13 protein-coding genes are annotated in these 17,011 nt (G+C 58.8%); 4 read left to right on the forward strand and 9 right to left on the reverse strand.

Annotated features, from left to right (window positions below):
- Positions 1 to 50: 50 nt before the first annotated feature.
- The 5 genes from QWU00_RS05615 to QWU00_RS05635 form a co-directional block, all read right to left on the reverse strand.
- Positions 51 to 1,469, reverse strand: coding sequence for an NAD(P)H-dependent flavin oxidoreductase (locus tag QWU00_RS05615; RefSeq protein ID WP_006557677.1), 1,419 nt, complete (start codon positions 1,467 to 1,469; stop codon positions 51 to 53).
- 59 nt (positions 1,470 to 1,528) lie between these two features.
- Positions 1,529 to 3,688 (reverse strand): polyribonucleotide nucleotidyltransferase, encoded by a 2,160-nt coding sequence (pnp, locus tag QWU00_RS05620; RefSeq protein ID WP_035381302.1) that lies wholly within the window; start codon positions 3,686 to 3,688, stop codon positions 1,529 to 1,531.
- A gap of 293 nt (positions 3,689 to 3,981) precedes the next feature.
- Positions 3,982 to 4,251, reverse strand: coding sequence for a 30S ribosomal protein S15 (gene rpsO / locus QWU00_RS05625; protein WP_006557675.1), 270 nt, complete (start codon positions 4,249 to 4,251; stop codon positions 3,982 to 3,984).
- A 27-nt stretch (positions 4,252 to 4,278) separates the two neighbouring features.
- Positions 4,279 to 5,193: a tRNA pseudouridine(55) synthase TruB gene (gene truB, locus QWU00_RS05630; RefSeq protein WP_035381347.1), complete on the reverse strand. Its 915-nt coding sequence runs from the start codon at positions 5,191 to 5,193 to the stop codon at positions 4,279 to 4,281.
- A gap of 104 nt (positions 5,194 to 5,297) precedes the next feature.
- On the reverse strand, positions 5,298 to 5,498 hold the full coding sequence (locus QWU00_RS05635; protein WP_150395592.1) for a hypothetical protein: 201 nt from the start codon (positions 5,496 to 5,498) through the stop codon (positions 5,298 to 5,300).
- Here QWU00_RS05635 and QWU00_RS05640 point away from each other — a divergent pair.
- The 4 genes from QWU00_RS05640 to QWU00_RS05655 are packed head-to-tail and all read left to right on the forward strand — an operon-like array spanning position 5,487 to position 8,990.
- Positions 5,487 to 6,656, forward strand: a complete 1,170-nt coding sequence (locus QWU00_RS05640) for an ABC transporter permease (RefSeq protein WP_035381349.1) — start codon at positions 5,487 to 5,489, stop codon at positions 6,654 to 6,656. The genes QWU00_RS05635 and QWU00_RS05640 overlap by 12 nt on opposite strands.
- A gap of 1 nt (position 6,657) precedes the next feature.
- Positions 6,658 to 7,440 (forward strand): ABC transporter ATP-binding protein, encoded by a 783-nt coding sequence (locus QWU00_RS05645; RefSeq protein ID WP_006557672.1) that lies wholly within the window; start codon positions 6,658 to 6,660, stop codon positions 7,438 to 7,440.
- Positions 7,441 to 7,446: 6 nt separating this feature from the next.
- Positions 7,447 to 8,403 carry an MlaD family protein gene (locus QWU00_RS05650; protein ID WP_035381304.1) on the forward strand — a complete coding sequence of 319 codons (957 nt, stop codon included), beginning with the start codon at positions 7,447 to 7,449 and terminating at the stop codon, positions 8,401 to 8,403.
- Positions 8,400 to 8,990, forward strand: a complete 591-nt coding sequence (locus QWU00_RS05655) for a PqiC family protein (RefSeq protein WP_035381306.1) — start codon at positions 8,400 to 8,402, stop codon at positions 8,988 to 8,990. Before QWU00_RS05650 ends, QWU00_RS05655 begins: the two co-directional genes overlap by 4 nt.
- A gap of 111 nt (positions 8,991 to 9,101) precedes the next feature.
- Here the strand turns inward: QWU00_RS05655 and QWU00_RS05660 are convergent, their stop codons facing one another.
- The 4 genes from QWU00_RS05660 to QWU00_RS05675 form a co-directional block, all read right to left on the reverse strand.
- Positions 9,102 to 10,589 (reverse strand): glycosyltransferase, encoded by a 1,488-nt coding sequence (locus tag QWU00_RS05660; protein ID WP_035381308.1) that lies wholly within the window; start codon positions 10,587 to 10,589, stop codon positions 9,102 to 9,104.
- 75 nt (positions 10,590 to 10,664) lie between these two features.
- Positions 10,665 to 11,987: a hypothetical protein gene (locus QWU00_RS05665; protein ID WP_035381310.1), complete on the reverse strand. Its 1,323-nt coding sequence runs from the start codon at positions 11,985 to 11,987 to the stop codon at positions 10,665 to 10,667.
- A gap of 100 nt (positions 11,988 to 12,087) precedes the next feature.
- Positions 12,088 to 15,162 carry a glycosyltransferase gene (locus QWU00_RS05670; protein ID WP_150395591.1) on the reverse strand — a complete coding sequence of 1,025 codons (3,075 nt, stop codon included), beginning with the start codon at positions 15,160 to 15,162 and terminating at the stop codon, positions 12,088 to 12,090.
- A 48-nt stretch (positions 15,163 to 15,210) separates the two neighbouring features.
- Positions 15,211 to 17,010 carry a tetratricopeptide repeat protein gene (locus tag QWU00_RS05675; RefSeq protein ID WP_035381312.1) on the reverse strand — a complete coding sequence of 600 codons (1,800 nt, stop codon included), beginning with the start codon at positions 17,008 to 17,010 and terminating at the stop codon, positions 15,211 to 15,213.
- Position 17,011 lies beyond the last annotated feature (1 nt).

The following is a 17,011-nucleotide window of genomic DNA, read 5'->3' on the forward strand; positions in this document are numbered from 1 at the left end:
CTCATAACAAAAGCCGCAACAGATGATCACTTTTGAAAAGCCTGCTGGGCTTAGCGCCCGGTGAGGATCTTTTCCACCAACTGACCGACGGTTGGCACAAACCCGTTGGAATAGAACGGGTCAGTTGCAAAGCGCCATGCGTTGGTGCCGCCAAACATCAGGTTGTGATCTATGATGTCTTCCGCATCCGGGCCGTTGGCATGCGCCACGGTCTGAAGCGTCTTCTGAATACAGAAGGAGCGCGGGTCAGCCTTGTGCCCGTTGGTGTAATTGGGGCCGCGCTGGCTCCAGTTGGAGAATTTACATTCAGACAGGCACCCCATGCAGGCTACCTGATCTGCCATGATTTCCCGCGCACGGTCTGGCGTGACAAAAATGAGCGTGGAATCCGGTGTGCGCATGGCTTCAACAAAGCCTTCTGCTTCCCACCCGCGAATACGCTCAAAATCTTCCGCCGCAACAAACACTTCACGCTTACGCGCGCCCACGCCGTAAGGCACCTGATGCGCACCCAGCGGTTCGGGAGAAAACGCAACCTGCCGTTCAGACCGGCCACGCAGTTCCTGAAGGAAGCTGTTATTGACTGCTGAAGAATAGAAACCTGTGGGGGAGAAGCGGTTGAGGTACACGTCTCCCTTTTTCAGGGTCAGCAGCCGATCTTTCCACGCCTGCGGAATGGGGCTTTCCTTGGTCAGCAACGGACGTGTGCCGAACTGAAAGACAATCGGGCCGAGTTCCGGATTATCAATCCAGTCTTCCCATTCTTCCAGCCACCACACGCCGCCCGCCATGATGATGGGCGTGTTATCCAGACCAAAAGAGCGCATGAGCTTGCGCAGCGCCGCAACCCGCGGATAGGGATCTTCCGGATTCAGCGGGTCTTCCGTGTTGGAGAGGCCGTTATGGCCGCCAGCCCGCCACGGATCTTCATACACCACGCCGCCCAGCAGATCAGACGCCTTGCTGTAGGCCCGCTTCCACAACGCGTTGAAGGCACGTGCGGAAGACACGATGGGGTAGTAGTACACCCCATACGTGGCTGCAATTTCCGAGAGGCGATACGGCATACCCGCGCCGCAGGTCAGGCCGTGAATCAGCCCTTTTGCGCCGTCAAGAACGCCGGTAATCACCCGTTCGGCCGAGCCCATTTCCCACAGGATATTGGCGTGGATACGGCCTTTGCCGCCTGCCATCTCGTGCGCGATGCGCGCCTGCGCAATCCCGCCGCGAATGGCGTAGTCTACCAGTTCTTCATGCCGTTCCCGCCGGGTGCGGCCATGATAGATCTGAGGCACGGGGTTTCCGGCCTCATCATAACTGTCCGCATTGACGATCGAGACCGTACCGGCCCCGCCCGCCGCAGCCCATGCTCCGGCTGAAGCACCTGTGGATACGGAAACGCCCTTGCCGCCTTCAACCAGCGGCAGGACATCTGCGCCCCCCATGCGAACTGCGTTGATCGCCTTCATTGCTGTCCTATCGTTCTGCTTAATCAGCGCTGCTGTGCAAAGCACCCCTTGGGGGATGCTTATTCAGCATCCCGACGGGGAGCCCGCGCAGGCTTTGCGCCCACGGTTTCTGTGATATCGGCTCCGGTTTCCTGATCGACAACGCGCATGGACAGCTTAACTTTCCCGCGATCATCAAAGCCGATCACTTTAACCTTCACGGCATCGCCCTGCTTCACAACATCGGTGGTCTTGCCCACACGGCCCTGAGACAGTTCAGAGATGTGAACCAGCCCATCACGCGCGCCCAGGAAGTTCACGAACGCACCGAAATCAGCCGTCTTGACGACCTTGCCGTCATAAATGCGGCCCAGTTCCGGTTCAGCCACAATCCCGTTGATCCGTTCGATGGCCTTATTGGCCTGATCGTCAGACATCGCAGCGATGGTGATCGTGCCATCATCTCCGATATCGACCTTCGCACCCGAATATTCAACGATCTCACGAATAACTTTACCGCCTGAACCAATCACATCACGGATTTTTTCGCGCGGCACGGTCAGGGTGGTGATCTTGGGGGCTGTGGAGGACACATCCGTCCGGCCTTCCGTCAGCGCCTTGCTCATTTCACCCAGAATGTGCAAGCGGCCATCACGGGCCTGACCCAGCGCAATCTTCATGATTTCCGGCGTGATGGACGTGATCTTGATGTCCATCTGCAGGGCGGTCACGCCCTGTTCGGTGCCCGCTACCTTGAAGTCCATGTCACCCAGGTGATCTTCATCACCCAGAATGTCAGACAGAACGGCAAAGTTCTTGCCTTCCTTGATCAGACCCATGGCAATGCCAGCCACCGGGCGCTTCAACGGCACACCGGCATCCATCAGCGCCAGGGAGCTACCGCACACCGTGGCCATGGAGGAAGAGCCGTTGCTTTCCGTGATTTCAGACACAACGCGCAGGGTGTACGGGAAATCCTTGCGGCTGGGCAGCAGCGGGTGAATGGCGCGCCATGCCAGCTTGCCATGCCCGATTTCACGACGGCCAGGAGACCCGATACGGCCACATTCCCCAACGGAGAAGGGAGGGAAGTTGTAGTGCAGCAGGAAGTTGGTGCGGTATTCGCCTTCCAGCGCGTCAATCACCTGTTCATCCTGTGCGGTGCCCAGTGTGGTGACAACCAGCGCCTGCGTTTCCCCACGAGTGAACAGGGAGGAACCGTGCGCACGCGGCAGAATGCCCACTTCAGACACGATGGGACGAACCGTTACCAGATCACGGCCATCAATACGCAGGCCGGTTTTCAGCACGGCGGTGCGAACCACATCGGCTTCAAGGTCTTTCAGCATCGGCTTGGCAGCGTCAACGTCCAGTTCCTCGGCGGCCAGCTTTTCAAGGATGGCTTCCTTGGCAGCGCCAATCTTTTCGTAGCGCGCCTGCTTCACCTTTTCCTTGTAGGCATCAGCAATCAGCTTGCGGCCAACCTTGTCCACACGGGTGCGGAGCTTCTGTTCTTCCTTGGACGCTTCCGGCAGATCCCACGGGGCTTTGGCAGCGTGTTCAGCCAGAGAGATGATGGCTTCAATCACCGGCTGGAAGGCTGTGTGACCAAAGGTAACGGCTTCCAGCATCACGTCTTCAGACAGTTCTGATGCTTCAGATTCCACCATCAGCACGCCTTCTTCCGTGCCAGCCACCACCAGATCAAGGGCTGCGTCCTTCATCTGCTCAAGGGTGGGGTTCAGAATGAACGCGCCATCCTTGTAGCCAACGCGGGCTGCGGCAACCGGGCCAAAGAAGGGAATGCCAGACAGCGTCAGCGCTGCGGAACAGCCGATCAGCGCCGGAATGGAGGGATCATTCTCCATATCGTGCGTCAGCACCGTGGCGATAACCTGCACCTCGTTGCGGAACCCTTCGGGGAACAGCGGACGAATGGGGCGATCGATCAGGCGGGAGACCAGCGTTTCGTTTTCAGACGGACGGCCTTCACGCTTGAAGAAGCCACCGGGAATCTTGCCAGCAGCGTAGGCTTTTTCCTGATAGTTGACGGTCAGCGGGAAGAAGTCCTGACCGGCCTTGACGTTCTTGGCACCAACGGCGGTGCACAGCACAACGGTTTCACCATAGGTGACAACCACGGCGCCATCAGCCTGACGGGCGATCTTGCCGGTTTCCAGCACCAGCGGGCGACCGGCCCATTCAATTTCCTTACGATAATACTTAAAATCAATACTCATACTGTTCCAGCTTTCATTCCAGATCAAAGCCACAGAACAGGCGGGAAAGAACCGAAGGGAGCGGACAGCGCCTCGGACGGCATGGAGACTGGCGGCTATACCACCCAGGCGCCATGTGGTCGGAAACGCCGTGGCCCGCCGGGATCAGACTCCCGCGCTCACAGCCTGTGGCGAACATGTTTAGCATCCAGCCTAACGTGCTGACATGCAAGGGGTTACGGCAAAACCGTGCCCCGAAGAGAACGCAAAGGGTGCCGCCTGACCAGCAGGCAGACACCCTTTGCTTCGCACTCTTAGCGGCGCAGGCCCAGACGGGCGATCAGCGCTTCATAGCGTGCAACGCTCTTGCCGCGCAGGTAGTCCAGCAGGCTACGACGACGGCCAACGAGGATCAGCAGACCACGGCGGGAATGGAAATCCTTCGCGTGGGTTTTCAGATGCTCGGTGAGGTTGTTGATCCGCTCGGTCAGAATCGCAACCTGGACTTCCGGGGAACCGGTATCGGTCGGGGTCGTCTGGTATTCGCTAATCAGCGCCGTGCGGCGTTCAGCAGTAATCGACATCACATGTCTCCATAAAAAAGATCAGGTTCACAGAATCCGCACGGGGCGCAGCAGCCCATCTTCCAGGCGGCAGATCCCCAGTACGCGCCCCCCTTCCATGGCCCGAACAGGCTCACCTTCTTCGGTCTGGGGAATGCGTCCCATCAGATCGACAAGGCTCAGCGCCTGCCCGTGCAGCAGGGAAGCAGCTTCATCAGCGGTCAGGGCCAGCGCCGGGATGTCGGCCAGCGCGGTCGCGACCGGACGCAGCAGCTCCGGTGAGGCATGCGCGTTGTCGTCGTTCGGGGCGATTTTGTCCAGTGTTATTGCGTCTGCCTCAGTAAAAGGCCCCACGCGCAGGCGCCTGAGCGCGATTATATGGCCAAGAGTGCCACAGGCCAGCGCCACATCACGCGCCAGCGCGCGCATGTACACCCCTTTGCCGGATTCGACCTCAAAGATGGCCGTATCCTGATCCACCCGTTCGACCAGTTCAAACCGGTCCACCCGTGCCGGACGCGGCGGCAGTTCCGGCGGTCGGCCATCACGCGCCATGTCATAAGCGCGCTCCCCCGCCACCTTGAGGGCGGAGAACACGGGGGGCACCTGCATGATATCCCCTGTCAGGGCAGGCAGAGCGGCACGCAGTTCGTCATCCGTGGGGCGCACGTCAGAATGGCCGGTCACATTGCCGTCCGCATCATCGCTGTCACGCGATTCACCCAACTTCAGGGTAAAACGATAGATCTTGGTGCCATCCATCACGTAAGGCACGGTTTTGGTGGCTGTGCCAAACGCCAGAGGCAGCAAGCCGGTGGCCAGCGGGTCCAGCGTGCCGCCATGCCCCACTTTCTGGGCATCAAACAGCCGTTTGGCGCGCCCCACCACCTGCGTGGAGGTCATACCTGTAGGTTTATCAACAATCAGCCAGCCGTTTATCGGCCTGCCCCGTCTGCGTCGCATGGGAACTCCCGTTTCAACAGGCGCTCTCCGGCCTTGCGGCTCAGAACAGGCACCATCACACCAAATTGCATCCGGCTTGCACAACCGGCAGAACCGCGCTGCATCTAACCGACAGCCGCGCCCGCGGCAATGGCGCACGGCCTGTTTGCCAGCCGTTCGCAAGACCCGGCCCAGCCACCCAACACCCCATGCAAGGTGGGTGCCTGAAATATCCAGACCATTTTAGCAGGCCAGCCGCGCGCGCGGGCAGGACTGGTCAGCCCTGTCATCGTGCCGTAATGTTGCCACACACCATGACTGATCATTCAAACGCATCATCCTCCTCCGCCAGCCAGACACCCCGGGCCGCACCCCATTGGGATCTGGACATGCACACAGGCACCCCCTGCCTGCATGTGCAGGGTGACTGGACGGTGCAGAATGGCGGAATGGCTCCCTTCCCCACCGATGGGCTGAACCAGACCCATCAGGGCCAGACGCTGCAAATAGACACCACTGGCCTGCAACAGTGGGATTCCGCGTTCATTACCTTTCTGTGGGATGTCAAACAGGCTGCGGGCCATGCCGGGCTAACGTTTGACCCCACACATCTGCCAGAACCTGCCCAACGCCTGCTGGCGCTGCTGCCAGAACAGCCAGCCGCCAAGCCCGCTGGCCCCGGCCCCAAACCACCACTGCTGGAACGGGTGGGGGATATCACCCTCAACACGCTGACAGAAACCGGCACCGTGGCCGAACTGGCGGAAGAAACCACCAAGGGCGCGCTGAAAACCGTAACCGGCAAAAGCGGGATGCGGCTGAAGGATCTGGCCACCGATATCTGGAATGCCGGGCCATCCGCGCTGCTAATTGTGGGTGTGGTGAATTTTCTGGTGGGCGCCATTCTGGCCTTTGTGGGGCTGGTGGAACTTCGCCGCTTTGCAGCCGAGATCTATGTGGCCAATCTGGTAGGCATTGCCTGCGCCCGCGAGATTTCAGCCATCATGACCGCCATCATCATGGCGGGGCGCACCGGCGGCGCGTATGCGGCCCGCATCTCCACCATGCTGGGCAATGAGGAAATTGACGCGCTACAGGTGTTTGGCATTCCGGTGTCCACCTACATTCTGCTGCCGTCCATCCTCTCGCTCGCGCTGATGATGCCGCTTTTGTATCTGTATGGCACGCTGATCGCCATTCTGGGCGGGTTTGTGGTGGCCATGAGCATGATGAGCGTGTCCGCCATTGGTTACTGGACCACCACGTTTGATGGCGTGGCCCTGCATGAATTTGTGTTCGGCTTTGTGAAATCCTTCTTTTTCGCCAGCTTTATTGCGCTGGCGGCCTGCCGTGTGGGCCTGAAGGCCGGGCGGAGTGCGGCGGATGTGGGCATTGCCGCCACCCGCGCGGTGGTGATCGGCATTGTGGGGATTATCGCCATGGATGCGGTTTTCGCGGTTATCGCGAACGCACTGGACATTTGACATGACCGAGCCAGACACCCTGATTTCCGTGCGCGATCTGACCATTGCCTTTGGCCCCAAGGTTATTCAGCAGAACGTTTCCTTTGATCTTAAACGCGGTTCCATTTTTGCCGTGATGGGTGGTTCAGGCTGCGGCAAGAGCACGCTGCTGAAAAGCATGATCGGCCTTTTGCGCCCCACCTCCGGCCAGATTCTGGTGGGTGGGGAAGATTACTGGGCACAGAACGAAAAGCGCCGCACGGAGCTGAACCATCGCTATGGCGTGCTGTTTCAGAGCGCCGCGCTGTGGAGTTCCATGACGGTGGGGGAAAACGTGGCCCTGCCCATGGAAATGTTCACAGACCTGACGCCAGAAGTGATCCGGCGGCTTGTGGAGCTCAAACTGGGCTTTGTGGGCATGGAGCAGGCCATTGACCTGATGCCATCTGAAATTTCCGGCGGCATGCGTAAACGGGCCGGGCTGGCCCGCGCCATTGCGCTGGAGCCGGACATCCTGTTTTTTGATGAACCCTCCGCCGGGCTGGACCCCATTACCTCCGCCCGGCTGGATGATCTGATCCTGACCCTGCGGGATGGGCTTGGCGCGACAATTGTGATTGTCAGCCACGAACTGCCCAGCCTGTTCAAGATTGCGGATGACGGCATCTTTCTGGATGCCCGCACCCACACCCCCATTGCCCGTGGGTCTCCGCGGGATCTGCGCGACCACAACACCATTCCTGAAGTGGTGGCATTCATGAACCGTAAGGCGGACATCGCTCCTGCCTCTGAGACAAAGGGCTGAAGCAGCATGGCTGAAGGCACAAACCGGAAAACCCTGATCGGCGCGTTTGTGATAGGCGGCGGCTTACTGGGGCTGGCCATCATCATGCTGTTCGGGCACATGCGCTTTTTCACCCCCTCGCGGGAGGCCGCAGTGGTGTTTCAGAACTCCATTACGGGTCTGGCCGTGGGCGCACCCGTCAACTTCCGTGGTGTGAAGGTGGGGTCTGTCAAAAGCATCACGCTGCGTTTTGATCCGCTGGACCACAAAGCCTACATTCCCGTTGTGCTGACCCTTGAGCCGGACCAGATCCATGTGGTGCGCGATGTACCGGGGGACACCAAGGTGCGGGTGCAGGACATGATTGCCAACGGTCTGCGCGCAGAACTGAACCTGCAAAGCTTTGTAACCGGGCAATCCAACATCGAACTGGATTTTGACAAGTCCGCCCCTGCTGTTTTGCACCCGCGCATTACGGATCTGCCGGAAATTCCCGCCCGCCTGTCCACCATGGAAAAGCTGAAGGACACGCTAGGCCAGCTTCCCGTGAAGGATATTGCCCACCACGCGGATGATACGCTGCGCTCCATCCAGTCCCTCAGTGACAAGCTGAACGATGATCTGCCGCCGTTGATCGCCAGCATGAAAGTCACGACCGACCGCTCGCATGACACGGTGCAGGCTGCCACGCAGGCGATCCGCGACCTTCAGAGCAAGCTGGATATCACGCTCTCCAAAATGGACACGCTGCTGGAAACCGGCACCACACAGCTAAGCGGGCGTGGGGCAGATATTCACGCCACCATGCTGTCTGCCACCAAAGCGCTGGACAGCCTGCAGGGCATTATCTCTCCACGCTCAGCTGATCGGGCCAATCTGGACGCTGCCCTGCGGGATATTGCTTCCGCCGCCGCCTCCCTGCGTGGCTTTGCCAGTGATGTTGAACGCAACCCGCAACTTCTGCTGATGGGACGCCGTCCATGATGTTTTCCGCCCGCCGTCTGGCCTTTACCGCCCTTACAGCCTGCGCCCTGCTTTCAGCCTGTGCCTCGCCCCCGTTGCGGCTCTACACCCTTGGCATGCCCTCCGATCAGGAAGTGCGGCAGCCGCACCTGTCCTCCCGCGCCACCACCATTCAGATCAGCCGCGTGGTGATTCCGGATTATCTGGATTCTCAGGACATGGTGCTGCGCAATGGGGAAGAAATTGTGCGCAGCCCGAAATCCCGTTGGGCGACACGCCTTTCCCTTGGCATGACGGACCTGATTACCAACGAGATCGCCAACTCCCACCCCAATGAACTGATTACGGATCAGCCGCTGGTGGACGTGGCCACGCTGCGGGTGCAGGTCAACATTTCCCGCTTTGATGTGGATGCCAACGGGCAGGCCGTGCTGGATGCAAACTGGGCTGTTCTGCCGCAGGACCCCAACAAGCCGCTGATTCGTGACCGTGCACATCTGACCGCATCCGGCTCAGTCGCCACGGATGCTGACATTGCCGCACTCATGCGCAATCTCACCATTCAACTGGCAGACCGCGTGAACACCTCCATCCCCCCGCGTATCTGAGCCCTCTCTCTGGTCCGGCGGCCCGGGTATGTTACCCCTGAAAGTGACAGGCTTTCGGCCCGCCACTTGAGACAAGACAGCCTCACCTGCGGACCAAAGCCCGCAGGGACATCAGGAAGCTGAGGGAGGCCGCTTTTTCCGGGTACGTGCTGCGGGCTTGGGTACAGCAGTCTTTGATACGGCAACCTGTGATGGCGTCACCTTTTTCGGGGCAATGCGCGAGCGGGCTGGCGCTTTGGCAGGAGCCACAGGCTCGGCCACGCCATTGGTTTTAACCGGAGCTTTTCTGACCTTACGTGGCTTTGGCGCAGAAACCGGCACGGCTGTAGAGCGCGCTTTACTCTCGGCCTTCTCCGGTGTGGCTTCTGTTGTGGGATGATCCTTGATCAGGCGGGCAATCAGTTTTTCATAATCCGCCAGATAGGATGCCATGCACAGGGAGCGCTCCGCTTCCTGCCGGACTGCAAGCCGCAGACGCTTGGCCAGCGGCTTGTTGGTCAGCAGTTCCAATATGGCGTCGGCAATCCGCTCTGGTTCCGTAAACGGAGCCAGCAGGCCTGTCTCACCGTGCTTGATGAACTCTTCTACCGGAGCAGTGGCGCTGCCTACCAGGGCACACCCCATGGCCATAGCCTCCCGCAAGGACCATGACGCCACAAAAGGATAGGTCAGATACACATGGGCATCGGAACGCTGTAGCAAGGCACGAAATGTTTCATACGAAACCTTACCCACAAAATGAATGCGGGAAAGATCCAGCCTGCCCTTGAGTTCCTCCAGCATGATTTCACGCCAGCACCCGGAAGCCAGACGGGCACCGTAACTGACGCCATCTCCACCCACCACAACCACGTGGGCATCTGGCTGCTCATCCAGCACCCGAGGCAACGCCCGCATAAATTCATGAAACCCGCGATACGGTTCCAGATCACGCGCAACATAGGTGACCAGCTTCTGTTTGGGGGTGATGCGTACATCCCCCACTTTCAGGGTCTTTTTGGCGGCCTTCGGGTCTGGACGGCAGAGCTCAAGGTCCACCCCTTCCCGCAGGACGGTAATCGTGTCCTGTGCCCAGCGCGGGTATGTACTTTTCTGAAATTCTGTCGGGGTCTGCCCGTAACCGGGGTTGGTCAGAGCCAGCAGATTGACGGCATTCTTGGTGCGGACCAAGGGAATGACTTCCGGAGCCATGGGAAATTCCGGGTCAAAATCCACATCAAAACCGGGCTCGGTGTGATAGTAAAACTCAAAATAGCCAAGAACAGGCACGTTGGGGTACACGTCCTGAATATTCAGAAGCTCGCCCCATCCGTGGTGCCCCAGAATAATATCAGGCACAAAACCAAGGTTTTTCAGGGTCTGGGCCGCCTTGGCCACGGCATCTGCCCGCATGAGGCCAATATCCAGATCCCGCACACCAGGATGGGCTGTTTCTGTTGCCGTGCGCGGCACACGGTAACGCACGCGCCTTACACCGGGAATGACATTGGCGTTGTCTTCACTAATGAAAACAATCTCGTTCCCGCCCTGGCGCACAAGATGGCGCACAAGATGCAGATACTGCCCCGGAAAATTCTGGTGAATGAAAAGATATTTCAAAACGCCGCCTGCTTCCTGTCTTTCGGCTTTTGCAAAGAAGAAGGCCCGGCCTGAAAAGACCGGGCCATTCTTGCTTTAACGGCGTGATCCGGGCTTGCGGCCCCGGCCTGCGCCACGCGGCGCAGGAGTACGCGCCGCCTTGGATGGTGCCTGTTTGGCACGCGCACTCTGGCGCGGGCTGGCGGAACGCGCAGCAGGAGCAGCCTTTTCTGGCGCACTGGCTTTACGGCCCCGACCATGTGAAGCTTTTACAGGGGCTACCGCCCTGGCTGGTTCCGCAGCCTTGGTCTTGAGTGGCTTGCGACCACCACGGCGCTTGCGAGGAGCTACGGACTCTTCAGGTGCCGCGTCTTCTTCAATCAAGAGATCAAATTCTTCTGGTTCAGCATCTTCCAGCTCTTCCAGTTCCGCGATCTCTTCAAGCTCTTCCAGAGCCTCTACTTCTTCTTCAAGCAAAGCGGCCAGATCTTCTGCCGCAGCTTTGGCAGAGGCTTTGTCCGTCTTGCCTTTACGGCGGCCCCGGCCTGCACCAGCCCCATCCCGTGGCAGAATTTCCAGCAGGAAAGCTTCAAGCGGTGCAAGGGTTTCAGATTCCACCGGCTCGCCATTTTCCACCGGGCCAACTTTCGTGCCATCAGTAAAGGTGGCTGTTACGCGGCAGATGAACTTCTTGGCAGCATCACCCTTCAGGCGGACGCACAGACCCAGAATGGGCAGCGCCATGCCACGGCTACCGCAATACTGACCTCCATCCACCCACGGAGACAGCCAGCCTTTACCCAGAACAGCCTGATATTCGATATCGGAGGCGTCAATCAGTTCTGCTGGCGCAACACCAAAGCCTTCAATCCAGGCATGGCTGCCCGGCTCACCCATCCATTCCCCCAGACGCACGGCAACATCGCCGCGGCGCTGAATATGGGCACCCACTTCCGGTTTCTGGGCAGCAGGCTCAGAACGGGCCTGAGACGCGGAGGCCGCACCCTGCGCGCGGGGGGCAACAGCGGGGGCGCTCAGTCCGGCGGCTGCGGCCGGAGCGGGAGCATCAGCCTGCGCGCTCAACTGCACCACCTGCAGGCGGGGCGCTTCATGCGGGGAATTAAGTTCCTGATAAATGGTGATCATGACCTGCGCCGGGCCACGCCGCACACGCACCAGAGCCGCACCATTCTGCGCACCCAGCCAGCCATCCCCTTCAAAGGTGACAATTTCCACTGCGCCGGGTGTTTTGAGCGGCGGCTGGGAAATACGCACGCCCGGCAGGCCTGCTGCGGTAGGCGGCTGCTGGCCTGGTGTGTGAAAAACACAGAACAGGCCAGTCTGAAGCGTCATCAGATGGCCTGATACCTTAAGGTCTGAAATACGCTGCTGGGCAGGCGCCTGGCTAGTCTGTGACATAAACCCTCTTTCCACATGACACTGTTGGCACAAGTGTAAATCAAAAAACCATGAACTGGTAAAGAAACACAGGCTCAAAGTCTAATAATTTGCGTCTTCCTCACTCAGTAAAATCCATTTTGATCAAAATGTCATTCAGGGCAGCGCCAGAAAGAGCAGGATTAATCACTTTTCCCCGGCCACTGGCCCGTACCCGTTCAGCAGGCGCACCCAGATCAAACACAATGGCGGGCAGCCCCGCCTTCCATGCAAGACTGAGTGTAAAACACCAGGTTTCCGGCCAGATTGAGGGCAGAAAAGCCGCTTGCGCCTGCACGGACGCAATGAGCGAAACAGCATCTTCTTCCCGGTATTCTCCGGTTATGAAAACACGGCCTGTTTTCATAAGGGTCGCATCATCGGGCGTATGCCCGACGATCACAAACTCCAACGGCAGATCCCGCATGGCGGCATCCAGCGCGGCCTGATGCAGAACCCCATACCCTTTTTCCCACCCGATCCCGCCAATAAGACACAAACGAAGGCGGCGCGCGCCCTGCTGTGCCGGGCTCCCCAACACACCACTGCCTACGGGTGGTAACGCTGGTTGTTTTTTTACTGACCTTGCCACAGCAGAGGAACGCGGTAACAGAGCGTCCGCTTTTTCCAGCGCCTTTACCTGACACCGAACAGTCGGAAAATGGCGCATCATGCGTTTTGCGGTATCACGCGACGGCGCATAGACGGCCCGTGCACTTTTCAGCAACCTTTCAGACCGCGCCAGATAGACGGGAATATCGCACTCTTCCGTTATGTTTCTGCCTGCCAGAGCCACGCAGCGCTGACACCCCGCCACATCAGGTTCCCCGCAATAGGTGCCCTGGGGCCCCAATAGAGAAATCCGCTGGCAGAACCACATATAATCATGCACGTGCACGGTATGCGGGCACCCCAGCGCTGCCGCCAGCCCATACATCTGCGGCGCATGGCCTTCCAGATGGTGGAACGCCACCAGTGAGACACCCTCCGCCCGCAAGAGACGGGTTAGAACAGTCCATTCTTCGGGCAGACGGAACCGCAGGGACGGCCATGCGTACTCAGGAGCAGCGGCATCCTCCAGCACACATCCGTTTTCCGTTGGCCTGAGTACCAGCCCGCGTGCGCCTTTTTTATGAACGGTCGCCGCCTGCTGCTGCACAACCCGTTCCACCCCGCCCCCATGAGCGTGCGTGACGAGAACAACAGCTTTGGGCTTGCTCCCTTTCCCTGCACTCTGAGCCCGAAAACGCACCAGATCCAGACGCCTACGCGCGTCAAAAAGAGGGTTTTGCGCCATCCAGCCAGCAATGAAGGCATGATATCCGGGGTGCAGACGTTCCAGAATGGCTGCATTCCGCTGCATGAGGGCGGCACGCGCCTCTCCAAACGAAGCTGACCCGACATGTGCTACAAACGCGCCGGGCGCCGCCATATGCTTCCAGCCCAAAGCGCGTGCCCGCATGCAGAAATCATTTTCCTCCCCATAGCCTTGGGCAAAAACATCTTCCCGCAACAGGCCTGTTTGAATCAGGCAATCATGCCGCACATACATGCAAAACCCGTTTGCTGTCGGGATTTCCACGGCCTGCCCGGCATTGGCCGCATGTGCCGCCACCATAAGGTTTTGCGTTTCTTCCTCATCCGGCACCACGTTTTTGCGCTCAGGCGAGGGATAGGAGAGAATACTGGCGTCATTCGAAAATGGCGTGACAGTACCCGTATCCGCCGCAGCGTAGGCAATATGGCGGAGTTCCTCCACCCAGCCTTTAGCGACCAGCGTATCACTATTCAGAACAATAACGTCACACCCCGCAGCTTTTTGCAGGCCTGTATTCACCGCAGCAGGAAAGCCTCGGTTTTTTTCATGCCGCACCCATTCAAACCGATGCTGCCGCGCAAAAGCCTCAACCGCCTCAGCCAGATCCGGCTCAGGTGAGGCATCATCCACCACCACAACGCAAATTTTCTTTCCCGCAACAGTGCCCCTCACAGCCTGAAGGCACGCCAGGGTCACTGCATGATTTCGAAAAACAGGAATAATAATCGCCAGAGGTTTGCGACCACTCCCACTCTCTGGCCGTGCGATAACCGTATCTGCAACAGGCAGAGGAATGAACAAGGACGGAGACTGAAGCGTTTTTCGGCTTCTGCTTTTGCAGAAGGAGGGGGGCAGCACACCATTCACCATCTGTGCTGTCTGATGCGCGGAACGCCATTCTAGCCGCGCATCCAGCGGGCTACCTGCAAGATCCTGCCCTGCAGATCCAACCACCCGCACAGGCCCTTCCGGCAACTTTTCCCATGGCACAAAAATACGCCGGTAGCGCGCCAGAGGTTGATCTGAACTGACCGACCGGCTGAACGCCTCTGCGTTCACCTGTAACAGACTCTCATCCGTTTGAGGGTCACGTAGCGTAAGGTCCGGCGCATAATCAGCATTGTAAGGATGCCAACACCACCCTTCCAGCCCTCCGTCCCCGGCGGCGACAGCACCGGCACACTGGAAAAAATCTTTTATAGAAAAAGGACTTCCCAATACATTTGGTGCATCAGCACACTGGACATCCAATACCTGCGCCCGTTGCCATCCTTGCGGAAAAGACCAGCCGCCCTGCGTCTTCCTGGCCTGAACGGAGACGCCATCCAGCCAGAATTCCGGCTGATCTGGCACAGTCTGACCTTCAAGTTTCAGAAGGCCATTTCTATCAAGAAAACCCCATAGCGCCACACCGTTCAGGCGGCAGACAGAGGCTGCCAGTTTCCGGCTTTCAGGCGTAGCAGCAAAGCTGGAAAGAAGTTTCGCCAGCGCCTGCAAAGCCCCCGCCCTGTCCCCATCAGCCTGACGAAAGGTCGTGAGCAGAAGCCAGCCTTCCCGAAAATCAAACTGTTTCAGAAGAGCTTCCAGAAGGAGAATGGCGCCGGGTGCATCTCCAACAGCATGCCGGGCAAGAGCCAAAGCAAACATGACATGAGGATTATCGGCAGCCTGCCGGTTGGCGCGCTCCAGCCAGTCCCACGCTGCCTCTTTCTGTCCGCTTTCCCATGCCGCGTTTCCGCGCCGGAAAGAGTCCTGCGCCTGCGCACTTGCCACTGTAGCACGTTGTTCTCGGGTCAGGGTTTCATCCTGCCAGAACAGCATGTTTTGCAACAGTGTCATGATACGCGCGGTTTTGGCACTGTCACATCATCACGGAATAAGGTGCCCTTATCCCTCTACCGGCATCTGTTCTGCCTTGCGCAAGGCATTAAGGGCCGAAAGTTCCGCACTCGCCTGAATGATATTCTGGGCTTCGGCTTTCCGGTACCACACACTGGCCCCGTCAAGGTCTCTTTCTCCGCCCAGTCCGTTAGCCAGATAACGGCCCATCATCAACTGCGCAGCCGGGTTACCGTGCTCGGCAGCTTTCTGGAACCATTCACGTGCCAGAGCACGATTTTCAGGAATGTCGTGGCCACCGCCATACAGAGCCCCGACCGAGAACATGGCGGGAATCTGCCCAGCCTCGGCTGCTTTTTTGTAAAACTCAAGAGCAGCCGTATGATCCCGTGGGCCACCAATGCCCTGTACCAGCAGATCTGCATAAGCTGCCTCGGCTTCCGCCATGCCTGCTTCGGCAGCTTTTTGAATCCAGACGCGGCCTTCTTCCGGGTTTTGTTCCGCTCCCCGGCCTTTCAGGAGCATATGTCCGTACCAGTACTGCGCGTTGACAACCTTCTCCGCGGCCTTGCGCAGCCATTGCAGCGCTTCTTCTTCATTCTGTTCTGTCCCGACACCCTGCGCCAGACAGACACCAAAATTAAAGGCTGCCAGAAGATCACCTTTTTCCGCACTGGCGCGATAGGCCTTCATGACATCCTGACTGATCTCAGAAGACATTTGACCACGCAAGGAAAGGTTGCCGAGGTCAGCCACAGCTTCCTTGTTGCCTTGCTCCGCCGCAACGCGGAACCAGTGCTCTGCCGCTTCCGGATCTTTAGGGACACCAACACCAGCCTGATACAACGTACCCAAAGTGTGGCTTGCAGCGGCATGTCCATGGTCTGATGCGAACCGATACCAGGAAATGGCTTCCGCATAATTGGGGGGCAGATCTCCACCTCGGCCGTACATATCTCCCAGAATAGCAGCAGCTTCTGCATCCCCGGCCAAAGCCGCACGGCGCAACCATGTTTCCCCACGGGCCGTATTCCGTGCCACACCGCGTCCCGCCATGAGGCCCAGTCCATATTTGGCCTGCGCCCCCCGAATTTTCTTCTCCGCCGCCTGCTCATAATACTGCATGGCAACAGCATCATCTTGCGGAACACCTGTTCCACGCTCGCTCATCACACCCAAAAGATACAGAGCTGTTCCCAACCCCTTATCTGCCGCCTGTTTCAGTTCCTTGGCAGCTTTGGCGTAATCGTCATGCGTTTTGGCACTCCCGAGAGCCGCAAGCCCCAGCCCCAGATGACCCTGCGCACATCCCGCTGCGGCCGCTTTCTGGTACCAACGCAGCCCTTCCGTCGTGTTGCGAATTGTCTCCGGACCAGCACTGAGCACATACCCATAAAGAGCCTGCCCGTCCGCATTACCTTGTTCGGCTGCAATCTTGGCCCAGTGAGCCGCCTTGATAAAATCAGGATCAGGCTTTTGGTCAGGCGGCGGCCGGACATCGTCAAAAACGGAAGGGCCCTGCTCATGCCCCTCTTCCGCTTCAGGCGGCAGGCCATGCAGATACAATGTGGCCAGCACAAAAGCGGCTTTCGTCCAGCCTTTCCGTGCCGCCCGCCGTGTCCACCGCACCCCTTCAACCAGATTGGGTGGAACCCCCATGCCGTTCAGGTAGGCTTGCCCCACCAGGAACTGGGCCTCTGTCACCCCTTCCCGCGCCAGAACGGCAAGATCGGCAAATCCTTTTGCAGCGCTATCCGGGTCCTCCATCAGAGCACGGGCATCAGCCAGACGTGCTTCTGCCGGGGACGGACGCCGCCCAAAGAACCGCCTGATCAGACCACCGAACATG

The organism is Acetobacter tropicalis, assembly GCF_030644465.1.
Taxonomy (GTDB): Bacteria; Pseudomonadota; Alphaproteobacteria; order Acetobacterales; family Acetobacteraceae; genus Acetobacter; species Acetobacter tropicalis.